Below are 25852 nucleotides of genomic sequence, written 5' to 3'. Positions count from 1 at the left end.
CTTTGTCGTCAAAATTTGTGTGGCAAACCAGCAAATTTGAAAGCGAATTAGCTAATGCGTATTTTATCTATATCCTGGTTTACGCAGGATTGCCGGTGGTTTTAAATACGCACCAAACTGATGCAAATTTTCAATATTATTTTAAGTATTTGATTTTTATAGAAAAAATATTCTTTCTGACATGAGGAGAGTAGATGTTTGTTAGTTTTGATCTGGGAAATTTTAATTAAATAATAAAAAATCGAACGGTTGTGCTAAAAAACATTTTGCGTGTAATATCGTTGTCGAATATCAAATGTAAGATTCGGGTAAGTTTCGGGTAAAAAAACTCGTACGGCCGGTCGCACAGAATTGATGGAGAGATCAGAGCTTACCCTTGAGATTTCCAGTACAGAATGCAGAAACAGTTACGCAGAAGAATATTCACACTAAGAGGGAGCAATCTATGAAAATCGGCATTCCCGCCGAGTCACGGCCGGGGGAGACGCGTGTTGCGGCAACTCCAGAAACAATCAAGAAATATGTGGCAGCCAAGCACCAGGTCATTGTGCAGTCTGGTGCAGGCGTGGCATCAAGCATTACCGATGAGGCCTATCAGGCTGCTGGTGCCCAGATAGGCACGGCGGCCGACGCCCTGGGCGCCGAGCTGGTCCTGAAAGTACGTGCCCCTAATGCCGAGGAGCGTACGCTGATGAAATCAGGTACGGTCCTGGTCGGCATGCTTAACCCTTTTGATGCAGACAATATTGCTGCCATGGCCACACACGGCCTGTCGGCATTCGCACTCGAAGCTGCACCGCGCATTACCCGTGCGCAGTCGCTCGACGTCTTGTCTTCGCAAGCAAATATCGCCGGTTACAAGGCTGTCATGCTGGCCGCCAATACCTATCAACGCTTCATGCCGATGCTGATGACAGCTGCCGGTACGGTCAAGGCTGCACGTGTATTGATCATGGGTGTAGGTGTGGCCGGTTTGCAGGCGATTGCCACGGCCAAGCGCCTTGGTGCCGTCATTGAAGCATCGGACGTGCGCCCGCCAGTCAAGGAACAGGTTGAATCCCTGGGCGCAAAATTCATCGACGTGCCTTATGAAACCGATGAAGAACGCGAGATCGCCAAAGGCGTGGGTGGTTATGCCCGCCCCATGCCAGCAGCGTGGATGGAAAGACAGGCAGCCCTGGTGCATGAACGTGCGAAGCAGGCTGACATCATCATCACCACAGCTTTGATCCCAGGCCGCAAGGCACCAATACTGATTTCGGAAGAAACAGTAAAAGCCATGAAGCCCGGCTCAGTTATCGTCGATATGGCGGTAGAGCAGGGCGGCAATTGCCCCTTGTCTGAACTCAACAAGACAGTCACCAAATATGGCGTGCACATCATAGGCGAGCCCAATCTGGCAACCCTGGTGGCGGCTGATGCCTCGGCACTGTATGCGCGTAATATTCTGGACTTTTTAAAGCTCATCATCGACAAGGATGCTGCGCTGGCGATCAACCGTGAAGATGAAATCGTCGCTGCCACCCTGGTCTGCTCGGGTGGTGAAGTCTTAAAGAAGTAGAGTAAAAGTTTTTAGTAATCAGTATCAGAAAGTAGAAAGACCATGCAAAGAAATATGCTCCGCGCCAAAATTCATCGCGCAACTGTAACCCAGTGTGACCTGCACTACGAAGGATCGTGCGGTATTGATGAAGATCTGCTCGACGCTGCCAACATCATCGAAAACGAACAGATAGAGCTGTATAACGTCAACAACGGTGAGCGCTTTTCCACCTATGCCATCAAGGGCAAACGTGGCAGCGGTGAAATCTCACTCAATGGCGCTGCAGCCCGTCGCGTGCAACTCGGTGACTTGATGATCATCTGTACCTATGCGCCCATGACAGAAGAAGAGGCCAGAGGCTACAAGCCAAACGTCGTGTTTGTGAATGGAAAGAATCAGATCACCAGTATCAAAGAGTATAAATAACGTAGCCGTGGCAAGTTGTGTTCAAACCATTGCTTGCCCATGTCGCGATTTGCATGTCTCAATCCAATTACAGAGAGGACATCATGGAAGTTAGTCATACCCTTACCAATCTCATCATCTTCGTGCTGGCAATTTATGTCGGTTACCATGTGGTGTGGACAGTAACACCGGCATTGCACACGCCTTTGATGGCGGTGACCAATGCCATTTCTGCCATCATCATCGTCGGCGCCATGCTCGCTGCCGGCCTGACTGAAGGTTTGCTGGCCCAGGTCATGGGTACGGTAGCCGTAGCGCTGGCAGCGGTGAATGTGTTCGGTGGTTTTCTGGTCACCCAGAGGATGCTCGAAATGTTCAAGAAAAAAGAGCCCAAAGCCATTGCCCATGCTGACAAGGAGGGCAAATAATGAGCATGAACCTCGTGACGATGCTCTACTTGATCGCATCGGTTTGTTTTATCCAGGCCCTCAAAGGCTTGTCCCATCCGTCCACTGCCAGGCGTGGTAATGCCTTTGGCATGATAGGCATGGCCATTGCGGTGGCGACCACCATAGCCCTGATCGTCAAGCTGAAGAATGAAAGCGCCGGCACCGGTCTCGGTTATGGCCTGGTTGCCATCGGCGTTATCGTTGGCGGCGGCATAGGTGCAACACTGGCCAAACGAGTGGAAATGACCAAGATGCCGGAACTGGTCGCAGCGATGCACTCATTGATCGGCCTGGCAGCAGTCTGTATTGCGATTGCAGTTGTGTCTGAGCCCTGGGTATTCAATATCGTTGGCAAGGACTTGCCTATTCCTGTTGGTAACCGTCTGGAATTGTTTATCGGTACCTTTGTCGGTGCAATCACTTTCTCGGGTTCTGTCATCGCCTTCGGTAAATTGTCTGGCAAGTACAAGTTCCGCCTGTTCCAGGGGGCACCGGTCAGTTTTGCCGGCCAGCACCAGTTGAACCTGGTATTGGCAATTGCCATGCTGGCTTGCGGTATCGCTTTCTGCGTTACACAAAGCTGGACACCGTTCATTATCATGACGGCGATTGCCTTTGTACTGGGTGTACTCATCATCATCCCTATCGGCGGTGCCGACATGCCGGTGGTAGTCTCCATGCTCAACAGCTATTCCGGCTGGGCTGCAGCAGGTATCGGTTTTTCACTGAACAACTCCATGCTGATCATTGCTGGTTCGCTGGTGGGGTCGTCTGGTGCGATCCTGTCTTACATCATGTGCAAGGCCATGAACCGTTCCTTCTTCAACGTTATCCTTGGTGGTTTTGGTGGCGAAGCGGCAGCGGCAGGCGGTGGTGAACAGCAGCAGCGCAATGTCAAATCTGGCTCAGCTGACGACGTCGCCTTTTTGCTCGGTAATGCAGAGACTGTCATCATCGTTCCAGGCTATGGTCTGGCGGTTGCCCGTGCCCAGCATGCCCTGAAAGAACTGACAGAAAAACTGACGCACAAGGGCATTACAGTCAAGTATGCGATTCACCCTGTGGCAGGGCGCATGCCTGGTCACATGAACGTCTTGCTGGCCGAAGCCGAAGTGCCGTATGACCAGGTGTTCGAGATGGAAGACATCAACAGCGAATTTGGTCAGGCGGACGTGGTGCTGGTGCTGGGTGCAAATGACGTGGTCAACCCTGCGGCAAAAGACCCCAAATCACCGATTGCGGGTATGCCCATCCTGGAAGCTTACAAAGCCAAGACCGTTATCGTCAACAAACGCTCCATGGCTTCTGGCTATGCGGGTCTGGACAATGAGCTGTTCTATATGGATAAGACCATGATGGTGTTTGGTGATGCCAAGAAAGTCATCGAAGACATGGTCAAGGCTGTAGAGTAAAACTTGTCTCAGCAAGGGTATTTGCATTTGAAAAGCCTTGTCGGTATCGACAAGGCTTTTTTTATTTAGTCATTGATATATTGCATATTCAAGGTTTGTTGCTATCATGGATAGCATGATTAAATTTTAATCAACACTATAACCGGAGACCAGTCATGCCTAGAATTTTGCAATTCATGTTGATGATGAGTGTGTTCAGTGCCGCATACGCCGAAGATCTGAATGATGCGCAGCGTTATTACACTAACAAGGACTATGCCAGGGCAGCGGCAATTTATACAAAAATGGCCCAAACCGGCAATCCGGATGCGCAAGAAATGCTCGGCGAAATGTACTGGTTTGGCGATGGTGTGGCCGTTGATGTCAATGTGGCGGCGCAATGGTTCAAAAAAGCTGCAGATGGTGGTCAAAAGAAAGCCCAGCAATTCCATGCCATCATACAAGAGCGCGGTATCAAGGCCGCCGAAATCAGTTACTACACGACGGGTTTTGATGGCCGTGATGTACAGCTGAGCAAATTTAACTGTGTCCAGCCCGTCATACCTGCTGTTTCAAAAACCAGGCAGGAAATAAGCGCCGTCACCGCCAGTGTGAACGCCTGGCAGGCTTGCTACAACCGTTTTGTTGCCGGTTACAATGCGGCATTACCGGCAGGAAGCGCCATTCCCCAAAATATCAGTGCGTTGATGAATGATGCAGAAATGGCGCAGGCTGTCGCCTTGATGGACAAAAAATACAATGCCATTTCTGATGAAGCCAATACCATCGCCATCAATATCAATCAAAAACAGCGGGCCTGGAAAGCAGAGACAGAGGCCTTCATTACAGCTGATGCAGAGAGCAAAAAGCTGGAATATGATCGCATGCAAAATGAAATGGCTGCCAATCGCGTGAGGGATCTTGAGCGTTACACTAACGGCGTGGAAGCCATCAAGGCATCAAGGTCGAAATAATTCTTGCCGATTTCATCATTGCCGATGATAAATAAAAGCGCATGAAAAGTAATTCATGCGCTTTTTTGTCGTCTATGTGATTGACTTTATCACACGGGTAACATGGAGGTATCAACCGCCCTGATCTACATCCTCACTAGGGTAGACTTGCCAAACAGGCTTTCGATCAAGTCCACGGCCAGCACGGCAGTCTGGTTGCGTACATCAAGAGCCGGATTGAGTTCGACCACATCCAGTGAGGCCATCAGGCCCGTGTCGGCGATCATTTCCATGCACAATTGTGCTTCGCGGTAACTGGGGCCGCCGAGCACAGCCGTACCAACGCCAGGCGCAATGCCGGGGTCCAGGCAGTCCAGGTCAAAACTCACATGTAAATGGGTATTGCTGTCGAGGTTGGCCAGTACTGAGGACATCACATTGCGCATGCCGTATTCATCGATATAGCGCATATCAAATACCTGCATACCCATTTCGTGGATGAACTTGCGTTCGCCATCGTCGACGCTGCGTATGCCTATCAGACGTATGTCCGTCGGCTGTATGGCCGGTGTATGGCCGGCATAGTTGATCAATTCTTTCGGGCCATGACCCATCAGACAGGCGACTGGCATGCCATGGATATTGCCGGTAGGGCTGATGGTAGAAAGATTGCTGTCTGCATGGGCATCAAACCACAGAACACGCAGTTTTTTGCCGACGCGGCGGCAATGTGCTGCCACCGCACTGATGGAACCTATTGCCAGACAATGATCACCACCCAGCATCATGGGCATGTGGCCGTCACGCAAGGCCTTGTCGACGGCATCATACACAGCCTGGTTCCAGTCTATTGCCTCTTTGAGATGGCGCAGTCCATTCACTGGTTGTTCCCAGGGATTGGCCGGACCATGCAGATTGCCATGGTCGATGACTTTCAGGCCGCGCGCCGTCAAAGCCTCGTTCAGGCCTGCCACACGCAATGCATCGGGCCCCATGCCCGCGCCCCTGACGCTTGCACCTACATCTGTAGGTGCTCCAATTAAGGAAATGGTTTTCATTCGTTGACTTCGTTCTCGCTGTAATGCCTTGGTCAGGCGTTTATTGGTATTGCACGATCTGTTGCTGTCCGGTTGCTGCTGCCTGCACTGGTGGTGTTGGCAGCCATACCCATGCCAAACAGGTCTTTCGGGTTCATCATTTCAGGGATCAGGTCCAGTACGGGTGAATTCGCCTGCATGACATATTTTTCCAGATAGCGCATGGCTGAAAAATCCTCCAGTGCAAAGCCAACCGAGTCAAACACGGTGACTTCACTGGCAAGATGACGGCCTGGTGCATTTCCTTCCAAAATCTTCCATAACTCAGTCACCTGGAAGTCGGCTGGCATTTGCTGCAATTCGCCCTCCACCCTGGACTGAGGTTCATATTCAACAACGACATAGGCATTATTCAAAATATCGGCATGCAATTCCGTCTTGCCAGGGCAATCCCCGCCTACACCATTGATATGCATGCCAGGCTCAATCATGTCCGGCGTCAGGATCACGGCATTGGTCTTGTCGGCCGTGACCGTCGTGACTATATCGGCACCCTTGACCGCTTCTGGAATGGATGCCGCACGTATTACACGTAAATCCGGGTAAGCACGCAGATTATGAATCAGTTTGTCGGTCGCTGCCGGGTCTATGTCATAAACGCGCAACTCTTTGATGCCGAGCATGGCGTGAAAAGCCACCGCCTGGAATTCGCTTTGTGCACCATTCCCTATCAGGGCCATGCTGCGGCTGTCTGGTCTTGCCATATAGGAGGCGGCCAGTGCAGATGTGGCGGCAGTGCGGATGGCAGTCGTCAGTGTCAACTCTGACAGCAGGCGCGGATAACCGGTATTGACATCCGCCAGTACACCAAAGGCGGTGACGGTCAGCAAGCCAGCCTGGGTGTTTTTGGGATGGCCGTTGACATACTTGAATGAATATTGAGCGCCGTCAGAAATTGGCATCAACTCTATGACGCCGACATCTGAATGATTGGCAACGCGGGCTGATTTGTCAAAAGCCTGCCAGCGCAGATAATCTTCCTTGATCATGCCAGCCATGCGCGTAATCGCGTCTTCCAGCCTGGTTTTTTTCAAGTGGTTTTGCATTTCTTTCGTGCCTATGAAGGTCACCATCATGTTCTCCGTTTGTTATAAAGACTTGCGAGAACACACTCAGAGGCTATTGCGAAATCACCCTGGTTCTTCCTGGTGTTGCGAGACTTCCTGATTTCACGCTGATAAGAGTGAAACCATCGTACGGAAATCCAACCAGACCCATTTCGCATCAGGCTCTTGCGCACCTGTTGTGCTATGTATTCTGTTAACCATTGTAGCCAGAGGTGGAAAGAATTAGATTGCTAAATATGATGTAAATTCCATGTAAATAGAAATTAAATTTCATATAATATGAAATTATGTGATTAAATTTCTTATTTCATGAAATTGATAAAATATCCTGAAAATCAGGGTGGCACAGGGGAATGAAAATGGATGTTTACGACCGCAGTATCTTGCGTCACTTGCAACAAGATGGACGCATGAGTAATCTCAGTCTGGCTGAGCGCATACATCTGTCTGCTCCGCAGACACTGAGACGTGTCCGTACCCTGGAAGAAAAGGGGGTGATCAGGTCATATACTGCTCAGGTGGTACCGGCGGCGATAGGTCTGGGGGTGATGGCTTTTGTCAACCTGTCACTGGACAGGGAGCAATTTCGTAATGTGCGCGAGGTGGAACGCCAGCTGATGGCTTTTCCCAATATTATTGAGTGCCACACCATTTCCGGCGACTTTGATTACATCCTCAAGGTGGTCGCCAGCGATTTGAAAAGCCTGTCGCAATTCCTGACGGACACGCTGATGCAGGTCCCAGGCGTGGCATCGCTGCGTTCCATGATCTGCATGGAAGAAATCAAGCCTGTCAGCGGCTTGCCCATAGACTAATGGACTGTAATGTTCTGGCGCCTTACTTGTGCTTGCGCAGATTGCGATAACGCTCGGCGCGGCTGGCGATGGTCGAGATCAGTTTTTCCGGATCAACCGGCTTGCTCAGGAAATCGTCGGCACCTGTTTCTATTGCAACAATTTCTTGTTGTGTTTCACCCGATAGAAAGACGATGGGGATGTCAAGGTAGCGATTGTTTTGTCGTATGATTTGCGCCATCTCCAAGCCGCTGCAGACGGGCATATTCAAGTCTGTTAGTACCAGTTCTGGCTTGAACTTCTTCATGACGTCGAGAATTTCCGCCGGATCATTGATGGATTTTACATGCATGCCTGCACTACTGAGTATTGCCTCAAAGTAGCTTGCCAGTACTTCATCATCATCAACGACAAGTATGCGATAGGCGCGTACCTCATTCTGGGTAATTTTTTCATCTATCCTGGCGCTCAATGCGTCGACATCAAGTGGCTTGATGAAATAGCCTTCAGCCCCTTCCCTGACCGCAGCCAGTCTTTGCGAGAAATCGTCTATGGCCGAGACGTAAATGACGGGAAAAGACGTTATGACGCGGTTGCGTATCCTGGACCTGGCTAACTGACCAGCCTCAGTGTCTATATCGATGATCAATGCCCTTGGTGCGCGCACTAAAATCGCAGACTGCAATTCAGTGGCGACATTAAAACAAACCACCTCATAATGATGCAAAGCCAGTGTTGCTGCCAATTGCCGAGCTGCATTCAGATCAGAAAAATACAGGTAGACCAGACTGTAACAAGCGGCCTGATTCAATTCCTCAAAACTTTCTGTATCGTGTTCGCATACATAAGTTGGATAGTTGTTGTCCATGATGTTGACCAATGCTTCGAGTGAATGGTGTGTCTTCATTATTGTGCCACCTGGGTTTCCGGTGCTTCATAATCGGGCGATATCGCCCCACAGATGACGCATGGTAAATTTGACCGGTACCTGGTCACGGTGCAAGACTTCGCGTATGGCCATCAAAGGGTTTTGTGTATCGCGCCTGCCAGGGACTGACATGGCAGCACCACGAGGGCCTAGCAGCACATGCACGTAAGGAGTAGTGGTGGTAGCGCCCTTGCCAGTGACGACGGCTGTTTCGCCACTTTCCAGCTTGACGAAAGTGCCAATGGGGTAGGTGCCAAGTTCCTTGATAAATACAGTCACCAGCATGGGATCTATTCTTGTCTTGCCCTCGACCAGGATATCGCGCAAGGCAGCATTGGGCAGCATGGATTTACGATAGCTGCGTATGCAGACGCGTGCGCAATAGCGGTCTGCCAGCGAAATGATCTTGGCATTTTGTGGTATGTCGGTACTGGTTTTTCCGGTCGGATAACCACTGCCATCATCACTTTCGTGATGATTGAGTACCCAGGATAGCCAGTCTTCATTGTCCACCCCGGCTGCACGTAACATGGTGACGCCAGATTGAGGATGCTGCGATATCAGTTCCTGTTCTGCACTGCTCAGGGCGTCAATCTTGTCTTGCAGTTTTTCCTGTTGCCTGAGCATGGCGACATTCATCGTCATCGCAGCGGCGGCTAGTGTCAGCATTTCTTCAGGTGGTTTTTTCAATGCACGGGCGATCAGCAGTGAAACGATAGCTGTATCGACAGAATGACGGGCGCCGTAGTTTTCATCCTGGCTGAGCAGGATGCAGCCGAGAGCAACGTCGGAATCCATGAATACCGCTGCGCCCATTTTTTTTGCCAGGCTGATGACCTGCCCCTGGACATTCGTTTCTGTATTAATATTGTAGAGCAGCCGGCGCAGTTCAGTACGTACGCCTATGATCGTGCGCACTACGGACGGGGCTTCTGTAGCTTTTTCTGCTTTGCCGTCACGCAAGTTGCTGCCATCGGTTTTGCCGGTGTCGGCAAATAGACCCCGTTCTGCCAGTGCTGACACCTGATTTGGATTAGTGACAATAAAGCCTCTGCGTAAGAGCAGGCTGCCATCGTTACCATACACATCCCATTGCAAGGCTTGCCCGATGACGATGTCTGACATTCCTATGCGTCTTGTTGACATGCACACCTCGAATGGTGGATTGTTTTCAAACAAGCATGAAGTCTACGGTGCAGGCTTCCTGATTATCGTAGCAGAAATCTGGGAGGATACTTGTTATGAAATGTCAACACGCCCTTGACTGAGCCAGAAGCAAGAGAAACTGTTGCTGGCCTGCACTGGTGCACTGCACAGCATTTTCAATCAAGCTGATTTAGCCTGCGCGTTTGGCTCCAGCCAGGGCGCAGCCAAAAAATACAAAGGTGGCAGCACCGACCTTGTTCATGAACGAACTGCCTTTTTCTGACGTCAGCCATTTTTTTGCGCGGCCGGCAAAAATGGCATAACTGCTATGGATGATGACGATCAGGCTGCTGTATGTCATGACCAGGACGCTGAACTGCAAGCCATAGCTTAGGCTTGGATCAATGAACTGCGGGAAGATGGACAGGAAGAAAAAAATCGCCTTGGGATTGGTCATTTGTAATGACAGTCCTTCAAGAAAGCGCTTCTTGAAGCTCGCTTCATGAGCGTTGCCTTCAGTGAAACGAAACGCTGGAGCGCGCCAAAGCTTAACACCAAGAAATATCAGATAGGCGGCACCGAGCAATTTCAGTATCGTGAAGGCGGTAGCTGATGCTGCAAGAATGACACCAACACTGGTGGCAGAAATTGCTGCGACGATCAGTGCGCCAAAGGCAATCCCCAAGATGCCGCCAAATGTGCCGCGCAGGCCATAGCGCAAGGCATTCGTCAGTGTCATGACGACACCCGGGCCAGGGCTGAAGACGGTGGCGGTCGCCATCAACAGGAATAGTGGATACAGTTTCATGGCAGCTGCCCCTTGTTATGTCATCGCCAAAATTGTACTCCTGAAAAACTGCATGGCAGGGATACAGATTTGATCGACACTTCGGTAACAGATTGGTGTGCTGACACTTAAACGCATATGAAATTGATCGCAATGACAATTTCCTGGGCCTTGGGGAAAGATAGGCAGGCTACATGCAATTGCATCCTGCATGTAGCCCTTTATTTTCCCTGGATGAGATCAGGCCTAATTCACGCTAACAAAGACAGGGTTGGAATAAAACCATAAACTGGCGTAGTTGCGATCATTGATCTGGTTGTGACGCGTGGGGTTATCCGCGGTCGTGATTTTGGCGTCTGCCAAAGGTTCACCATTGTCCGTCATATCTGCGACGTTGATACCCAGGTTGGTGCCACGCAGGCGCAGATACTGATTTTTTTGCACGACCATCTGGTACTTGATGACGTTGTAACCATCAGCATCTGTTTTCCAGTCGGCGCTGGTGAAGCGTTTCAAGACTTTGGTGCTGGAGTTGGTCGCCACATTGTAGGCACTGGAATCTGGCGCCGCCTTGCTGCCAACATCACCTACGATCAGATCCACGTGATCCACTTTCGGCGCCTTGTTGCCGGATACGCCGCTGCCAACCGGAAATTCATAGTTATTTTTTACCGGGCTCTTGAAGCGTATGGTGACATCTACGGTGCTGCCGTTCGCTACCTTCAGCTCCTGGCCCATGTTTTTTACATCGTTTGCGTTGCTTACGGTGAATTCCATGGCATTGATAAGGTCGCCAAAGACGCTGAACATTCTGCCTGACTGCAGGCTTTTGATCAGTTCATTGACGCCTGCTTTCTTATCGTTCATCCACACATAGTTCTTAGCGTATTCGCCAGGGAAGTAGCCGCTGCTATTGCCTGCGTCATCGATTTTAAAATGCGAGTCAGAATCGGCAATATTCCAGATACGACGACCTTCACCCAGCAAGGCATCCCAGACACCACCCACTTGCGCCACGACGGCATCCACCCCACCATACACACGATTTGGTTTGTTGGCATCGGTATAGCTGGAGGTATACCCGCCGCGATCGGGTTCCATCTGGTTGCCGACCATGCCTTCTATCGAGAACATGATATTGGGCGCCATGTCATTCATCGTGCGGAAGTCGGCAATCGTGTACTTGCCGGGATTGCGAGAAGGATGGTTGATCGTGACAAAACTGGTGTCAGGATAATTTTTCTTCAACCATGAAATGGCCCGCAAGGCGTCTGCTGCCGTGCTGTTAAAACGTTGCGGATATTTCGCTTTCCACTTGCTGACATCCGCCGCATCAAATTTGTTGTCTTCCAGTGTAGTGAACAGATATTGAAATTCCTTGGCCGCCGACGTAGATGAAATCAATTTGCCATCGGCCACATCAAAAATGCTGACGCCCAAATGGTCATGCGTGGGCATATCCCATTCAAAGCCAGAGAAGATGGTTTTGTCTGCATAACGTCCAGAAGCCTGCAAGGCCTTGATTCTGGGGATTTCATACGATTCCATGCCATACGCAAAAGGTACCGGGTTTGCCAGCAGGGCACCGTTATTGTCATATTTTGACGAGCGCAGGTGATTGGTGATGGCGGTCCAGTCCAGACCATAGCTGGTGAAAGCCTTGTCCAGCACGGTATCCAGCGTTTGCGTTGTGCGGGCATCGTCGGATTGTATGGTGTGCACGTGCAAGTCGCCCGTCGTCCATCCAGCTTGGGATGTTACGGGCAGATTTGGGTTGTCAGACGAACTGCCACAGCCATGCAGCAAGAAAACGGCGGAAGGAACAGCACAGGAAAGAGCAATCAAACTCAAAAAACGGGGGCGCATGGGAAATCCTTTTCTCTAATGCAATTAATTTTCATATACTGGCAATTAAATATATTTTTGGTATATGAGTGCATTGTAAAAGGCGATTGTTACGACAGAATTACAATCGATTGCATTAAGCAATAAGCATCACTGAATACGGACGTGCTTTGGTGTGTCCGCGCTGTTTGAATGTGAGAAGTATGACTAAATACGCAATGGTATTGCGGAAAAGCGGGCTTGTTTCGGGAGGGGGAGGGCAGGCTGAACTTTGTGCTGCCGGCGCAGCGATTTGCTATCAGGCCAGCAATGAAATACGAGTCGTGCTGGGCGGCGTGCGCCATCCGCCACGACTCGTCAAATGTACTAACTACTTAGTGTGCCTTGGCGAAGCGCAGGGCAAATTTCTTGAAGTTGCGGTAGCTGGCGCCCAGGTCTTTCAGTGAATCGATGGATTCGGCAATGGATGCACCTTGCTCGTTAAAGTTGCTCTTGAATTCTTCAAATGCAGATTCCAGCACGACAGCCAGCTGGTGATTGTACAAACGGCCATAGTTCAGGTGACGTCTCTTGATGCGCAATTTCATGGTGTTTCCTTTCAGTTGAAGGGCGGATTATAGAGTAATCCCCGCATCTGCTTCATTTTTGTCCATATTGCTTCAATATGGATACATGAAAATGTTCAGCGCCAGCCATACATCATCTGATCGGCCAGCATTTTTTTTGCTGGTTTAATCAAGTCCAGTGTACCCAATCCCAGTCCAAGCAGTGCCTGGTTGAAGGAACCATCAGGGCTGCTGGCAAAGGCGCGGGCCATGCTGTCGGTGATGCGTATCGTCAGTTTTCTGTCGGTCTGCCGTTCAGCCAGATAGGCTTGCAAGGCAGCAGCAGGATCTGTCATGGCGGCCAGGGTGCGGGCCAGTACGATGCTGTCGCGCAGACCCAGGTTCAGGCCCTGGCCTGCTACTGGATGCAGGGTCTGGGCTGCATTGCCGATAGCGACTGTGCGTGCGGTGGCTTGTGCCTGTGCATTCAGGCCCAGCGGGTAGGACAGACGGGCAGAGGTCTTGATGAAATTGCCAAGGCGGTTGCCAAATGCCTGCTGCAAGGCTTGCCTGAAAGCGGCTTCGTCCAGCGCCAGCAAGTGGCTGGCCTGTTCTGGCCTGACACACCACACCAGGGCATAACCATCTTCCTGTGGCAACAGGGCCAGTGGGCCCTGATCAGTAAAGCGTTCAAATGCGCGCCCGGCGATCTGGGCGTCAGTATTCACATGGGCGATGATGGCGGTTTGCTGATAATCGTGATGCTGTGTTCTTTGCTGCTGGTCGCCAAAGGTGCCGCCTTCGGCCTGTATCACGATGCCGGCGCTGATGTGGCTGATAGCCTGTGTATCTGCCTGGCGCAGACTCAGTCGCACGTGGTCGGTCATTTCATCAATGGCGGTAATGGTATGTGGTCTGGTGATGCGTATGCCGGATTGTTTGATCGCCTGTTGCAGTGGGCGGATTATGTCGCGATACCGCGCTACATAACCCAGCGCTGGTAAATCGTAGTCGCTGGCGCGCATCAGGCTGCGACCAAAATGGCCACGGCGTGAGACGTGGATTTCGCTGATGCTAGTGGCCGTAATGGGCCAGGCGCCAGCAGATTCCAGGATTTGCCGACTGCCATACGACAGGGCGATAGAGCGTGCATCCTGCTCGGCCTGTTCTGCAGTTTTGCCATCGAACAGGACAATGCGCTCAGCCTGAAATCCTTGTTGATGCAGCAGCAGGGCCAATGCCTGGCCTACCGGGCCGGCACCGCAAATCGCTATATCCACATCGTTGATGATTTGATCCATAGGTTCTTACGCCTGATGCCTGCGCATTTCTGCTTCTATCTCTGCCACGGTTTTGGGTGTGTCGCGGCTCAGGTTCAGGTGGCCGTCTGCGGTGATCAGTATATCGTCTTCTATGCGTATGCCTATGTTCCAGTATTCCTGCGGTACGCCTTCGGCAGGTCGTACATAGATGCCCGGTTCTATGGTGATGACCATGCCGGCCTGCAACTGGCGGTAAGGTTTTTCGTCGCCGACTTTTTCATTTTCCCGATAATTGCCTACATCATGCACGTCGAGCCCTAGCCAGTGGCCGGTGCCATGCATGTAAAACTGACGGTAAGCAGAACTGGTAATCGCATCATCGAGACCGCCGACCTTATCTTTATCCAGCAGGCCAGTATCGAGCATACCTTGGGTCAGTACGCGCACGGCGGCATGATGCCCGTCCATATAACGTGAACCGGGGTGGGCGCAGTCAATGGCTGCCTGTTGCGCAGCCAGCACGATTTCATAAAGGCGTTGCTGTGGAGTGCTGAACTTGCCATTGGCAGGGAAGGTGCGGGTGATGTCAGATGCATAGCTGTCGTATTCGCAGCCTGCATCGATCAGCACGAGATCACCATCCTGTATCTGCGCCTGGTTGCTCTGGTAATGCAATATGCAGGCGTTGCCACCAGCGGCAACGATGGAGCCATAGGCCGGTGACTGCGCGCCCTGACGGCGGAATTCATGCAGCAGTTCGGCTTCCAGTTCATATTCATACTTGCCTGGTTGCACGCTGCGCATGGCACGGGCATGGGCCATGCCAGAAATACTGGCGGCGCGCTGCATCAGGGCGATCTCGGTTTCATCCTTGAACAGGCGCATTTCATCGATCAGCTCGCGTACATCGACCGTGATGGCTGGTGCACGGATACCGCTGCGGCTTTTGGCTCGTACGGCTTGCAGGCTCCGCTGCAACTGTTCATCGATATGCGGTTCCATGGCTGTGCTGTAGAACAGCTTGTGGGCGTCGGCCAGCAGATCAGGCAGTTTTTCTGCAAGACTGTCTATGGGGTAGGCAGCATCGAAACCAAACTCTTTTTCTGCGGCTTGCGGGCCATAGCGAAATCCATCCCAGATTTCACGCTCGGGATTTTTTTCACGGCAAAACAAAATAGCTTGCTGTTGGTCAGCTTTGGCGACGATTACGATGATGGCTTCCGGTTCATTGAAACCGGACAGGTAATAAAAATGACTATCGTGCCTGAAAGGAAAGGTGTTGTCGTTGTTGCGTATCAATTCACTTGCCGTGGGGATGATGGCGATGCCGCCACCTTGTGCCAGCATCTGTGACTGCAACTGCTGGCGACGCCGTAGGTAAGACAGCAGGGGTGGCACGGAAGGGATGCTCATGCGGTTCCTTTGAAATTTAGGGGCGCATTCAGCGCTTCCAGTTGATCAGGGGTGCCCAGATTATGCCACTCACCGCGATACAATTCTCCGCCTATGCGGCCAGCATCGATGTATTCGCGTAGCAAAGGGCCCAATCTGGCATGATCACCCGGACGTATCGAGGCGAACATCTCCGGCCGGTAGACGCCAATATTGGCAAAGGTGTGACGTGGCGTACCTTCATTCGACAGGCCCATCAGGTTCAGGGCAAAATCGCCGCCAGGATGGAAGGATGGGTTTTTCACCATGTACAGCCAGGCGATATCACGCTCGTCAAGTGGCAGCGGGTTACCCCAGGGATTATTGTCTTCCAGGGTATTGAGGCATTCGGTGAAATTGAAGTGCGGGATGTAGATGTCGGCAGACACCACGATGAAGGGATCATCACCGAGCAGGTGCAAGGCCTTGGCAATGCCACCCGCGGTTTCAAGCGCCTGCTCTTCGGCCGAGTATTGTATGCTGGCGCCGTAGCGTGACCCATCGCCAAGAGCCTCTTCTATCATATGCCCGAGATGGGCATGATTGATGACCAGTTCGGTGACACCAGCTTTCACCAGGTTCAGGATATGCCAGACGATCAGCGGGCGGCCGCGCACCTTCAGCAAAGGCTTGGGGCAATTGTCAGTCAATGGTCGCATACGTTCGCCGCGACCGGCGGCAAGTAACATGGCTTTCATTGATGCGCCTTAAAAGGTGTAGCCGACTTGAGGCGCATTGTCTTCAAGCTCGTCAAGCAGGCGCAACAGTGGTACCAGTTCCTTGTAGCGATGCGAAGTCTTGCGTACATATTCCATGACAGTCGGGATGTCGCCCAGGTAATGATGCTTGCCGTCGCGATGTGAAAGGCGGGCAAAGATGCCGAGTATCTTCAGGTGGCGCTGCAGGCCCATCCATTCAAAATCGCGGTAGAAACTGTCGATGTCCGGTGCGACCGGCAGGCCGGCACGTCTGGCTTTTTCCCAGTAGCGTATTGCCCAGTCGAGCACGATTTCTTCATCCCACTGCACATAGGCGTCACGCAGGAGTGACACCAGGTCATAAGTGATAGGGCCATATACCGCGTCCTGGAAGTCGAGGATGCCGGGGTTGCCCTTGTCCATCCACATCAGGTTGCGTGAATGATAGTCGCGGTGCATATACACCTGGGGCTGGGCCAGGGCACTGGCCGTCAAATGTTCAAACACCTTGTCCAGGGTAGTGGTCTGGGTATCGCTGAGTGTGACGGCCAGATGCTTGTCTATATACCACTCCTTGAAGATGTTCAGTTCGCGCAAGATAAAAGGACGGTCATATTCTGGCAGGACATCAGGCTGGCTTTGCACCTGCAACAGCACCAGGGCGTCAATGGCGTCCATGTACAGCTTGTGGGAATTATCACTGTTCAATATCTGGCCATAAGTATTCGTGCCCAGATCGGTCACCAGCATGAAACCCTGATCAAGATCATGTTCGAGTACTTTCGGTACAGTCAGGTTGATGTCTTTCAGTAAATTCGCCATCTTGATGAAGGCTTGGCTGTTCTCTGTTGCCGGTGGCGCATCAACAGCGATCAGACTGCCGCCATTTGCCGTGTCAATACGATAATACTGGCGGAAACTGGCGTCGGCAGAAGCCGGACGCATGCTGTCGAGCTTCAGGCCTTGCTGATTGAGGCTGGCAAGCCAGCTGAGCAGGGCCTGACGACGTTGCTCTTTTTCAGGTGAGATCGCGGGAGATGCAGAAGAATTTGCCGGAATTGCAGAAGAAGACATGTATAAAATTTAATAGAGTTTAGTTTGTCTGCATACTTCAAGTGGTTTTGCCAGCATTTAACCTATAATAGGCGACTGATTTCTGGCGTATTGTCTGTATGACATCGGCCAGCATACTTGGCAAAACGCTTATTTGACCACTGAATTCATGCGCAGGAAACCCGTATTATCTCACTCACCGCTGTTGTTTCCTACTATTCCGGCGATTCTGGTGTCGGTTTTGGTGCCTGCCTATTTCTCTCAGGTAATGGCTCAGACTGTGCCGACCGTTGCGCCAGACGAAGTACAGGTCAAAAAACAGCAGGACGATAAACCATCCAAAGAAAAACTGCAGATTGACAAGCAAAAGCAGGACGACAAGAATGCTCCCGTGACTATCCGCTCTGAAGCATTCAACGGCCGGCCGGAGCGTTTCATCAAGTTTGAGCATGATGTCGAGATAGTCAAGGGTGGTACCCGTGTCAATGCTGACGAAGCCATGTACCGCAATCTGGAGGATGAGGTAGAGGCTACAGGCAAGGTACGTGTGCAACGCTATGGTGATTGCTACACCGGTGACGCCATGCGCATGCAACTTGATTCGAATGCCGGTTATGTCAGCAACCCGGTGTACAAGCTGTTGCGCAACAATGCCCAGGGCCATGCCGCCCGCATTGACTTCAAGGATGAGGAACGTTCCACCATCACCAGGGGAACTTACAGTACTTGCGAAGGGCTGGATCCGGACTGGTATTTGCAGGCTGATACTCTGGATCTGGATACCGGTCTTGATCGCGGCGTGGCGGGCAAGTCGGTTGTATATTTCAAGGGCGTGCCCATACTGGCGACACCTTCACTGACTTTTCCCCTGTCGGGCGCCCGCCATTCCGGCTTGTTGCCGCCCATTCTTGGTGCTTCATCCAAGGGCGGTCCTGAAGTAACACTGCCTTATTATTTCAATATCGCTCCTAACCGTGACTTGACCGTCTATCCCAAGATGATTGCCAGGCGTGGTCTGCAACTGGGGCTGGAAGGTCGCTATCTTGGCGAGACTTACTCTGGTGAGACCAGTGTAGAGGGTCTGCTCAATGACCGCGTCACCAATACCAACCGCTATGCGGTGGCTTCCGTGCATCAGCAAAAACTGCTGCCGCAACTGGAGTTATCATGGAATATCAATAGCGCATCGGATGACAATTACCCAGCCGATTTTTCACGCACGATTACCAAGACGGCGCAGCGCCTGCTCTTGCGCGAAGCGAACCTGACGTATTACGGCTCATTCTGGAGCCTGGGTTTAAGGACGTCCAATTATCAGGTCCTGCAGGATTTGACTGCACCGATAGACCGGCCATATGACCGTTTGCCGCAACTGCAATTGCATGCCGAGCAGCATGATGTTGCTGGTTTCGACTGGTCCATGGACAGCCTGGTGACGCGTTTCTGGCATCCTACCCTGGTGCGCGGTGACCGTACTGTGGTTAATCCGCAGATATCGTTGCCGCTGGTGCAGTCGGGCGGTTTTGTCATTCCCAAGCTGTCCTTGCATGCCACTACTTACCATCTGGTGAACCCGACGCCGGGGCAGGAGGCTGATTTCCACCGCGTCGTTCCGACTTTTTCTGTCGACAGCGGCCTGGTGTTTGAACGCAAGACACGTTTGTTTGATACTGACCTCACGCAAACGCTGGAACCACGCCTGTTCTATGTGAACACGCCTTACCGTGACCAGTCGAAGATGCCGAATTTCGACAGCGCCGTTGCTGATTTCAATTTTGCCCAGATTTTCAGTGAAAATCGTTTTACCGGCCAGGACAGGATAGGCGATTCCAACCAGATCACCGCCGCCGTCGTATCGCGCTTCATTGAGGGCAACGGGGATGAAAGCCTGAAGCTGGCCATAGGTCAGCGCTTTTATTTCAATACACAAAGGGTGACACTCGATAACACGGTCAGCCCCAGCCGTTCTGATCTGCTGCTGGCGGCAACAGGCAAGATATCCACCACACTGAGTGGCGATATGGCCCTGCAACTGAGTCAGACAGACCGGCAGTCTGTGCGCGCCAACTATGGCATACACTGGCAGCCTTCGCCCAAGAAGGTCTTGAACCTAGCCTATCGTTATCAGCGCAATACGCTGGAGCAGGTTGACGTATCTACTCAATGGCCCATGGCAGACCGCTGGTATATGGTAGGGCGCAGCAACTATTCCATCATGGACAAGAAAATGGTTGATGGTCTGCTCGGCTTTGAATACAAGGCAGATTGCTGGTCACTGCGCTTCCTGGCACAGCGCTTTGCCACCAATAGTGTCAATAACACCTCTGGCTTCTCGATACAGCTGGAGTTGAATGGTCTCGCCAGACTGGGTTTTGGCGGTAATCCAATTGATGCCCTGCGGAAAAATATTTCAGGTTACCAACCTGAAAATGAACGTTGAAACATCACCGAATACAGTTTTGTAGTTTTAATAGTAAGGCTCTTGCCCGTTGGTACTTTGCCCTGATTGTTTGTGAAACGGGTGCTAACGTGTATATTGCAACTTTTGCCCGCTTGGACAACTCTATAACGGCAACGGTTTAACAAGATTTTGGACCAATATGCGACATTTATTGCAAATGAAACAAAGTAAATTACTCACTGCACTGGCAGTTTCTGCTGGCCTGCTCGTCAGTACGACAGCCTGGTCACAAGTTAAACTGAGCCCCATCACTCCACCCAAGACGCAGACCTCTGGCAAGTCGCAAGTGATCAATAGCATAGTCGTGGTTGTTAATGATGATGTGATTACACGTCAGGAATTGAATGAACGCATGGCGGAAATAGAACTGAGCCTGAAAAAAGCCGGTACCCCGTTGCCTGATCGTGCCGTTTTGCAAAAGCAATTGCTGGAACGCATGATCACGGACAAAGCGCAAATGCAATTGGCCAAAGAGAATGGCATGCGGGTTGATGATGTCATGCTGGACCGCACCATGCTGCGTCTGGCTGAACAGAACAAGATGTCCTTGCAGGAGTTTCGCAACCAGATCGAGCGTGAAGGCACGTCTTATGCCAAGTTTCGTGAAGAGATTCGCAACGACATCCTAAAACAGCGCATACGTGAGCGTGAAGTCGACAGCAAGATCCAGGTGTCCGAAACCGAGATCGATAACTACCTGGCGGCAGAAGCCAACAACAAGGCAGCCAAGCAGGAACTGAATCTGGCCCATATCCTGATCAGCATCCCTGAAAAAGCGTCTGCCGAACAGATCAATGCACGTCGTCAACGCGCAGAAGAAGTGTTGCAGAAACTACGTTCCGGCGCCGACTTTGCCAAGACAGCGGTCACTTATTCAGACAGCTCCGAAGCCCTCAAGGGGGGCGACATAGGCTGGCGTGAACAGGATCGTCTGCCACAGTTGTTTGTGGACGCCATTTCCAAGATCAAGGTTGGCGAAATTTCTGACATCGTACGCAGCCCTAACGGTTTTCACATTGTCAAGGTCAATGGCAAGCGTGCACTTAATGACGCCAAGGCTGTCTCTTCCATACAGCAGACCCATGTCAGGCATATCCTGATCAAGGTCAGTCAGATCGTCACCGAGGCTGAAGCGCGTCAGAAACTGCTGGAATTCAAACGGAAGATAGAAGCCAAGGAAGCGACTTTCGAAGAACTGGCCAAGACCTATTCTGCTGACGGTTCTGCCTCCAAGGGCGGGGACCTGGGTTGGCTGGAACCAGGTATGACCGTAGCCGAATTTGAGCAGGCCATGGACAAGCTGGCGGTGAACCAGATCAGCGAACCGATTGCATCCCAGTACGGCGTGCATCTGATCCAGGTATTGGAACGTAAAGCGGATGAAATGTCGAAAGACCGGTTGCGTGTGGCAGCCCGTCAGGCAGTGCGTGAACGCAAATCGGATGAAGCCCTGCAAGACTGGTTGCGTGAAATCCGTGACCGCGCTTACGTCGATTATCGACTGGAAGATAAATAAAATGCCGCAGCCCGGTTTGCCGGTCATCGCGATCACTGTAGGCGAGCCGGCTGGCATAGGGCCGGAAATCGCCCTACGGGCAGCCTGGGCTTTGCGTCATGAGATACGCCCGGTACTGTTAGGTGATGCAGCCTACCTGTCCATGCTGGCTGCTGATATAGATCCGGCCATCAATATGATGGGGGTGTCGCAAGAGGCGCTGCGCAATCAGGGTTTGCCCGCTTCAGGCAATGAACGACTGACCATGATTGACTGCCCTCTACATGCCCATGTGGTGGCAGGTCAGCTTGACCCCAGGAACGGCAGGGCAGTCTTGCAGACCCTGGATGTCGCCATAGAAAGCGTGCAGCAAAAATGGTGTCAGGCCATCGTCACGGCGCCCTTGCAAAAAAGTACCATCAATGATGCCGGCGTCGCTTTCAGCGGTCATACGGAATACTTTGCTGAAAAAACGCAGACTGGCCGTGTGGTCATGATGCTGGCCAGTGAAGCCAATGCGCAATTGCCCCAGCCGCTACGGGTTGCGCTGGCAACCACCCACCTGCCTTTGAGCAAGGTCGCCGCCGCCATACGGTTTGATGATTTGTTGCAGACACTGACCATCATTGATGCTGATTTGCGCAGCAAGTTTGGCATCACCAGGCCGCGCATCCTGGTGGCTGGTCTGAACCCGCATGCAGGTGAAAACGGTTACCTTGGCAATGAAGAAATCGACGTGATCACGCCGGTCATCAACAAGGCTTGTGAACTCGGCATGCAGGTGACGGGGCCCTATCCGGCAGATACCTTGTTCCAGCAAAAATACCTGGCACAGGCAGACTGCGTGCTGGCCATGTACCACGACCAGGGTTTGCCTGTATTAAAGCACGCAAGTTTTGGACTCGGTGTGAATATCACCCTGGGTTTGCCCCTGATACGTACCTCTGTTGATCATGGTACGGCGCTTGACCTGGCTGCACAAGGTCTTGGTCATGCCGACGTCGGCAGTATGCTGGTCGCCATCCGGGTTGCTGCCGACATGGTTAACGCATCCTATTAGCGCATCATATTAATGCGTCAAATTAATGCGTCAAATTAACGCGCAATAAATTATATGAAACATATTCCTCGTAAACGATTCGGCCAGAACTTCCTGACCGACGAAATGGTATTAAGCCAGATTATCCGTTCCATCAATCCACAGGCGGGACAAACCATGGTGGAAATCGGTCCCGGACTGGCCGCCATGACACGCCTCTTACTGGACGGCCTCACACAATTGCATGTGGTCGAACTTGATCGCGACCTGGTGACGCGACTGAAGAAAAATTTCCCGGCAGACAAACTCATCATTCATGAGGGAGATGCCCTGCAATTTGATTTCGCCAGCATCCCGGTACCTGCTGGACAAAAGCTGCGGGTGGTTGGAAATCTGCCGTACAACATTTCCAGCCCGTTGCTGTTTCATCTGGCAGAGATTGCGCCATTGGTGGAAGACCAGCATTTCATGCTGCAAAAAGAAGTGGTTGAGCGCATGGTGGCTGAACCGGGTAGCAAGGTTTATGGTCGTCTGTCTGTCATGCTGCAGGTGCGCTATTACATGGAATTGATGTTCATCGTCCCGCCAGAAGCGTTTGACCCGCCACCCAAGGTGGAGTCTGCCATCGTGCGCATGATACCCAAACCAGGTGCTTTGCCCTGTGATATCAAGAAACTCGAAGAAGTCGTCACCAAGGCTTTTTCACAGAGACGCAAGGTTGTGCGCAATTGTGTCGCCGGTTTATTGACTGAGGCTGACCTGCTTGCCTGTGGTGTTGACCCGCAATTGCGGCCAGAATCGATTTCACTGGAAGCCTATGTCGCCATGGCGAATCTGCTCAGTAGCCGCCAGGCTTAAGTACAGATAAATCAGGCTCTGGCAAATCAGGGCCGGCAGAGTCGATCAGATTACAGACCACGCTGCTTCCAGGCTTTGCGGCGGTCTATCATGACCTTCAATTGTCTGTAGTATTTGTTGACCGAGTAATCGACCGATTGCAGCAGAGTTGCCGGATTGAAGGGTTTGACGATGAAACCATTCGCCCCGGCCCTGATGGCCTTGACCACGGTTTCCTTGTTGTTACTGCCTGTGACCATCAGCACAATGGTGTCTGGGGACACTTTCTTGATATGCTCCAGTATCTCCAGCCCGCTGATATCAGGCATCATGACATCAAGGCAAACCACCTCGGGTATGGTTCTTTCTATCCAGTCCAGCGCAGCGACGCCGCTTGATACTTCACCAGCAACATTGTATGCCTCTGTAGTAAGGATATGACGCAACATAGAACGGCTGATGTCGTTGTCATCCACAATCAAGATGCCTATGTCTTGTTTGTTCAGCATGATCATCCTTTTCTGTCAGGCTAATCGACGTCTGTTCTGTAAGAACCTGTGCACGATCTTACTGCGCGGGCGCAATAGGAATTTAAGCGGGGCTCATGTGCTGCTCAACATGCTCATGTACTCAAGTACATTCCGCTTTTTGCGCTGCGTATTTGTTACCCTTACCCCGCTGACACCCGCTCGCTACAGATCGTGATCAGGTTCTAAGCGGTGGTCATTCAAAGACCGTCATTGACTTATGAAAATAACAAATACGTTAATCAATGTTTATTTTAACAATAAACGACGATGATGCATGCATAATTGCACAAGCTATGCACAACTCTAATCACGACTTGCTTTGGCATTCATTGCTGGGATTATTATGAATATTACGCTGACACCCGAATGGCAGACTTTGCTGGCACATCAACAAAGGCTGGAAAAGCAACACTTGCGCGAATTATTTGACAGCGATACTGAGCGCTTCAATCACTTTTCAGTAGAGCTGGATGGCTTGCTCGTTGATTATTCCAAACAGCGCATAGATCAGCCAGCACTCGACGGCCTGATGGCGCTGGCCCGCTTGTCCAAGGTCGAAAGCTGGCGTGACCGCATGTTTGCCGGCGAAAAAATCAATATCAGTGAAGACCGCGCAGTCTTGCATACTGCTTTGCGCCACAGTGACTTTACGCCTTTCCCGAACGCGGCTGAAGATGTCATGCCGCAAGTGCGGGCGGTGCGCAAACAGATGCGTGATATTGTCGAGCGGGTACGCAGCGGCCTGTGGCGTGGCTTCAAGGGCGATGCAATACAAACCATCGTCAATATCGGCATAGGTGGCTCTGACCTGGGCCCCAAGCTGGCAACACGTGCCCTGTCGGCATTCCAGCATCCTGGCCTGACTTTCTATTATGTATCCAATCTGGATAGCGCCCATCTGGCACCCTTGCTGGAAAAACTTGATCCGCGCACGACCTTGTTCATCGTCGCTTCCAAGACTTTTACCACGCAAGAAACCAGCATCAATGCCCAAACCGCCAGGACCTGGCTGATGGCTGCAGCGATGGAAGAGTGGGCCGTCGGCAAGCATTTTATCGCCGTTACTTCCAGCCCTGGAAAGGCGCATGAATTTGGCATCCCGGACAGCAACATCGTGCAGATATGGGATTGGGTGGGTGGTCGTTATTCCCTATGGTCGGCAGTTGGTCTGTCCGTTGCCCTGGCGATAGGCATGAATGGTTTTGAGCGTTTGCTGGCAGGTGCCGAGACCATGGACAAGCATTTTTGCCAGGCCCCGCTGGAAAAAAACCTGCCGGTACTGCTGGCCCTGATTTCGATCTGGAATACCAATTTTCTCGGTGCGGAAACCACAGCCATTTTGCCGTATAACGAATCGATACGACATTTACCGGCGTTTTTGCAGCAGCTGGAAATGGAGTCGAATGGCAAGACCGTCAGCCGTGATGGGGAAGCACTGACATGTCGCGCCAACCCCATTGTCTGGGGTGAAATCGGGGTAAATGGTCAGCATGCATTCTTCCAGTTGTTGCATCAGGGGGGCTGGCTGATACCTTGTGACTTCGTGGTGGCGGCATCAAGCGATTATCCCTTGCCGGGTCACCAGGCTCCGCTGCTGGCCAATTGCCTGGCGCAAAGTGCTGCACTCGCCTTTGGCAAGACAGAGGCACAGGCAAGGGAAGAACTGTCGCAGGCGGGTTTGAGCGACGAGCAGATCGCCAGGCTCTTGCCACATAAGGTATTTGCCGGCAATCAGCCTTCCACCACCATCCTGATGCCCAGTCTTGACCCCTTCCAGTTAGGTATGTTGCTGGCGCTGTATGAGCACAAGGTTTTTGTGCAGGGCGTGATCTGGGGGATTAATTCCTTTGATCAATGGGGGGTGGAATTGGGCAAGCAGCTGGCGAATCGTCTGCTGCCGGCCATTCTTGGTAACCAGGATTATGATTCCCACCTCGATACCTCAACCAGTGGCCTGATTGCCTACTTCAGACGTCATGGACACGTATGAGGAAGTGATGGAACTAGTGGACTGTAACAGTGAAAGCGGAAGTGAAGGACATGTGCCCGGCGAATCAGGGCAAGGCAAGGTTTTGACAAATAAGCACAGCGATAGC

23 protein-coding genes are annotated in these 25852 nt (G+C 51.7%); 11 read left to right on the top strand and 12 right to left on the bottom strand.

Annotated features, from left to right (window positions below; translation table 11 throughout):
- The first annotated feature begins 445 nt into the window (after positions 1-445).
- The 5 genes from LZ463_RS13185 (at position 446) to LZ463_RS13165 (ending at position 4762) form a co-directional block, all read left to right on the top strand.
- The gene (locus LZ463_RS13185; RefSeq protein WP_241456217.1) at positions 446-1561 is read left to right on the top strand and encodes a Re/Si-specific NAD(P)(+) transhydrogenase subunit alpha; all 1116 of its coding nucleotides are present in this window, start codon (positions 446-448) and stop codon (positions 1559-1561) included.
- Positions 1562-1603: 42 nt separating this feature from the next.
- Positions 1604-1969, top strand: a complete 366-nt coding sequence (gene panD / locus LZ463_RS13180) for an aspartate 1-decarboxylase (protein ID WP_241456216.1) — start codon at positions 1604-1606, stop codon at positions 1967-1969.
- Positions 1970-2052: 83 nt separating this feature from the next.
- Complete coding sequence (locus LZ463_RS13175) at positions 2053-2376, top strand: NAD(P) transhydrogenase subunit alpha part 2 (RefSeq protein ID WP_241456215.1); 324 nt, start codon at positions 2053-2055, stop codon at positions 2374-2376.
- Complete coding sequence (locus LZ463_RS13170) at positions 2376-3809, top strand: NAD(P)(+) transhydrogenase (Re/Si-specific) subunit beta (protein ID WP_241456214.1); 1434 nt, start codon at positions 2376-2378, stop codon at positions 3807-3809. Before LZ463_RS13175 ends, LZ463_RS13170 begins: the two co-directional genes overlap by 1 nt.
- Before the next feature lie 155 nt (positions 3810-3964).
- Entirely contained in the window at positions 3965-4762 is a 798-nt protein-coding gene (locus LZ463_RS13165; RefSeq protein WP_241456213.1) for a tetratricopeptide repeat protein, read from the top strand.
- A gap of 125 nt (positions 4763-4887) precedes the next feature.
- Here LZ463_RS13165 and rocF read toward each other — a convergent pair whose 3' ends face one another.
- Positions 4888-5799: an arginase gene (rocF, locus tag LZ463_RS13160; protein ID WP_241456212.1), complete on the bottom strand. Its 912-nt coding sequence runs from the start codon at positions 5797-5799 to the stop codon at positions 4888-4890.
- Positions 5800-5831: 32 nt separating this feature from the next.
- On the bottom strand, positions 5832-6911 hold the full coding sequence (ocd, locus tag LZ463_RS13155; RefSeq protein ID WP_277624052.1) for an ornithine cyclodeaminase: 1080 nt from the start codon (positions 6909-6911) through the stop codon (positions 5832-5834).
- Between the two features lie 353 nt (positions 6912-7264).
- Here ocd and LZ463_RS13150 point away from each other — a divergent pair, with 353 nt between their 5' ends.
- Positions 7265-7720, top strand: coding sequence for an Lrp/AsnC family transcriptional regulator (locus tag LZ463_RS13150; protein WP_241456211.1), 456 nt, complete (start codon positions 7265-7267; stop codon positions 7718-7720).
- A 22-nt stretch (positions 7721-7742) separates the two neighbouring features.
- Here the strand turns inward: LZ463_RS13150 and LZ463_RS13145 are convergent, their stop codons facing one another.
- From LZ463_RS13145 to LZ463_RS13105, 9 genes are all read right to left on the bottom strand, one after another.
- The gene (locus tag LZ463_RS13145; RefSeq protein WP_241456210.1) at positions 7743-8606 is read right to left on the bottom strand and encodes a response regulator; all 864 of its coding nucleotides are present in this window, start codon (positions 8604-8606) and stop codon (positions 7743-7745) included.
- Between the two features lie 27 nt (positions 8607-8633).
- Positions 8634-9773: an HD-GYP domain-containing protein gene (locus LZ463_RS13140; RefSeq protein ID WP_241456209.1), complete on the bottom strand. Its 1140-nt coding sequence runs from the start codon at positions 9771-9773 to the stop codon at positions 8634-8636.
- 190 nt (positions 9774-9963) lie between these two features.
- Positions 9964-10581, bottom strand: coding sequence for a LysE family translocator (locus LZ463_RS13135; protein ID WP_241456208.1), 618 nt, complete (start codon positions 10579-10581; stop codon positions 9964-9966).
- Between the two features lie 225 nt (positions 10582-10806).
- Positions 10807-12282, bottom strand: coding sequence for a CehA/McbA family metallohydrolase domain-containing protein (locus LZ463_RS13130; RefSeq protein WP_241456207.1), 1476 nt, complete (start codon positions 12280-12282; stop codon positions 10807-10809).
- Between the two features lie 497 nt (positions 12283-12779).
- Complete coding sequence (locus LZ463_RS13125) at positions 12780-12992, bottom strand: hypothetical protein (protein WP_241456206.1); 213 nt, start codon at positions 12990-12992, stop codon at positions 12780-12782.
- A 95-nt stretch (positions 12993-13087) separates the two neighbouring features.
- Complete coding sequence (locus tag LZ463_RS13120; RefSeq protein ID WP_241456205.1) at positions 13088-14251, bottom strand: FAD-dependent monooxygenase; 1164 nt, start codon at positions 14249-14251, stop codon at positions 13088-13090.
- A 6-nt stretch (positions 14252-14257) separates the two neighbouring features.
- The gene (locus tag LZ463_RS13115; RefSeq protein WP_241456203.1) at positions 14258-15625 is read right to left on the bottom strand and encodes an aminopeptidase P N-terminal domain-containing protein; all 1368 of its coding nucleotides are present in this window, start codon (positions 15623-15625) and stop codon (positions 14258-14260) included.
- Complete coding sequence (gene murU, locus LZ463_RS13110; RefSeq protein WP_241456201.1) at positions 15622-16341, bottom strand: N-acetylmuramate alpha-1-phosphate uridylyltransferase MurU; 720 nt, start codon at positions 16339-16341, stop codon at positions 15622-15624. Before murU ends, LZ463_RS13115 begins: the two co-directional genes overlap by 4 nt.
- Positions 16342-16350: 9 nt before the next feature.
- On the bottom strand, positions 16351-17415 hold the full coding sequence (locus LZ463_RS13105; RefSeq protein WP_241456200.1) for an aminoglycoside phosphotransferase family protein: 1065 nt from the start codon (positions 17413-17415) through the stop codon (positions 16351-16353).
- A gap of 148 nt (positions 17416-17563) precedes the next feature.
- Between LZ463_RS13105 and LZ463_RS13100 the strand changes: the two genes are divergently transcribed.
- The 4 genes from LZ463_RS13100 to rsmA all read left to right on the top strand — a co-directional run bounded on the left by LZ463_RS13100 (position 17564) and on the right by rsmA (position 23247).
- Positions 17564-19834 carry an LPS-assembly protein LptD gene (locus LZ463_RS13100; protein WP_241456199.1) on the top strand — a complete coding sequence of 757 codons (2271 nt, stop codon included), beginning with the start codon at positions 17564-17566 and terminating at the stop codon, positions 19832-19834.
- Positions 19835-20012: 178 nt separating this feature from the next.
- Positions 20013-21371, top strand: a complete 1359-nt coding sequence (locus LZ463_RS13095) for a peptidylprolyl isomerase (protein WP_241456198.1) — start codon at positions 20013-20015, stop codon at positions 21369-21371.
- A 1-nt stretch (position 21372) separates the two neighbouring features.
- The gene (pdxA, locus tag LZ463_RS13090; RefSeq protein WP_241456197.1) at positions 21373-22410 is read left to right on the top strand and encodes a 4-hydroxythreonine-4-phosphate dehydrogenase PdxA; all 1038 of its coding nucleotides are present in this window, start codon (positions 21373-21375) and stop codon (positions 22408-22410) included.
- 54 nt (positions 22411-22464) lie between these two features.
- The gene (gene rsmA, locus LZ463_RS13085; RefSeq protein WP_241456195.1) at positions 22465-23247 is read left to right on the top strand and encodes a 16S rRNA (adenine(1518)-N(6)/adenine(1519)-N(6))-dimethyltransferase RsmA; all 783 of its coding nucleotides are present in this window, start codon (positions 22465-22467) and stop codon (positions 23245-23247) included.
- 50 nt (positions 23248-23297) lie between these two features.
- Here rsmA and LZ463_RS13080 read toward each other — a convergent pair whose 3' ends face one another.
- The gene (locus LZ463_RS13080; protein WP_241456194.1) at positions 23298-23735 is read right to left on the bottom strand and encodes a response regulator; all 438 of its coding nucleotides are present in this window, start codon (positions 23733-23735) and stop codon (positions 23298-23300) included.
- Between the two features lie 364 nt (positions 23736-24099).
- Here LZ463_RS13080 and pgi point away from each other — a divergent pair, with 364 nt between their 5' ends.
- The gene (pgi, locus tag LZ463_RS13075; protein WP_241456192.1) at positions 24100-25746 is read left to right on the top strand and encodes a glucose-6-phosphate isomerase; all 1647 of its coding nucleotides are present in this window, start codon (positions 24100-24102) and stop codon (positions 25744-25746) included.
- Positions 25747-25852 lie beyond the last annotated feature (106 nt).

Source organism: Undibacterium paludis, from assembly GCF_022568815.1.
In the GTDB taxonomy this organism is placed as follows: Bacteria; Pseudomonadota; Gammaproteobacteria; order Burkholderiales; family Burkholderiaceae_D; genus Undibacterium.
This window is presented reverse-complemented; position numbering and strand designations above follow the sequence as displayed.

Coding starts and splice junctions, on each gene's coding strand:
- panD (WP_241456216.1), top strand. CDS start 1,604: ATGCAAAGAAATATGCTCCGCGCCAAAATTCATCGCGCAACTGTAACC.
- LZ463_RS13185 (WP_241456217.1), top strand. CDS start 446: ATGAAAATCGGCATTCCCGCCGAGTCACGGCCGGGGGAGACGCGTGTT.
- LZ463_RS13150 (WP_241456211.1), top strand. CDS start 7,265: ATGGATGTTTACGACCGCAGTATCTTGCGTCACTTGCAACAAGATGGA.
- LZ463_RS13125 (WP_241456206.1), bottom strand. CDS start 12,992: ATGAAATTGCGCATCAAGAGACGTCACCTGAACTATGGCCGTTTGTAC.
- LZ463_RS13095 (WP_241456198.1), top strand. CDS start 20,013: ATGAAACAAAGTAAATTACTCACTGCACTGGCAGTTTCTGCTGGCCTG.
- LZ463_RS13145 (WP_241456210.1), bottom strand. CDS start 8,606: ATGAAGACACACCATTCACTCGAAGCATTGGTCAACATCATGGACAAC.
- LZ463_RS13135 (WP_241456208.1), bottom strand. CDS start 10,581: ATGAAACTGTATCCACTATTCCTGTTGATGGCGACCGCCACCGTCTTC.
- ocd (WP_277624052.1), bottom strand. CDS start 6,911: ATGGTGACCTTCATAGGCACGAAAGAAATGCAAAACCACTTGAAAAAA.
- LZ463_RS13105 (WP_241456200.1), bottom strand. CDS start 17,415: ATGTCTTCTTCTGCAATTCCGGCAAATTCTTCTGCATCTCCCGCGATC.
- LZ463_RS13100 (WP_241456199.1), top strand. CDS start 17,564: ATGCGCAGGAAACCCGTATTATCTCACTCACCGCTGTTGTTTCCTACT.
- rocF (WP_241456212.1), bottom strand. CDS start 5,799: ATGAAAACCATTTCCTTAATTGGAGCACCTACAGATGTAGGTGCAAGC.
- LZ463_RS13165 (WP_241456213.1), top strand. CDS start 3,965: ATGCCTAGAATTTTGCAATTCATGTTGATGATGAGTGTGTTCAGTGCC.
- LZ463_RS13175 (WP_241456215.1), top strand. CDS start 2,053: ATGGAAGTTAGTCATACCCTTACCAATCTCATCATCTTCGTGCTGGCA.
- murU (WP_241456201.1), bottom strand. CDS start 16,341: ATGAAAGCCATGTTACTTGCCGCCGGTCGCGGCGAACGTATGCGACCA.
- LZ463_RS13120 (WP_241456205.1), bottom strand. CDS start 14,251: ATGGATCAAATCATCAACGATGTGGATATAGCGATTTGCGGTGCCGGC.
- LZ463_RS13140 (WP_241456209.1), bottom strand. CDS start 9,773: ATGTCAACAAGACGCATAGGAATGTCAGACATCGTCATCGGGCAAGCC.
- pdxA (WP_241456197.1), top strand. CDS start 21,373: ATGCCGCAGCCCGGTTTGCCGGTCATCGCGATCACTGTAGGCGAGCCG.
- rsmA (WP_241456195.1), top strand. CDS start 22,465: ATGAAACATATTCCTCGTAAACGATTCGGCCAGAACTTCCTGACCGAC.
- LZ463_RS13115 (WP_241456203.1), bottom strand. CDS start 15,625: ATGAGCATCCCTTCCGTGCCACCCCTGCTGTCTTACCTACGGCGTCGC.
- LZ463_RS13080 (WP_241456194.1), bottom strand. CDS start 23,735: ATGCTGAACAAACAAGACATAGGCATCTTGATTGTGGATGACAACGAC.
- LZ463_RS13170 (WP_241456214.1), top strand. CDS start 2,376: ATGAGCATGAACCTCGTGACGATGCTCTACTTGATCGCATCGGTTTGT.
- pgi (WP_241456192.1), top strand. CDS start 24,100: ATGAATATTACGCTGACACCCGAATGGCAGACTTTGCTGGCACATCAA.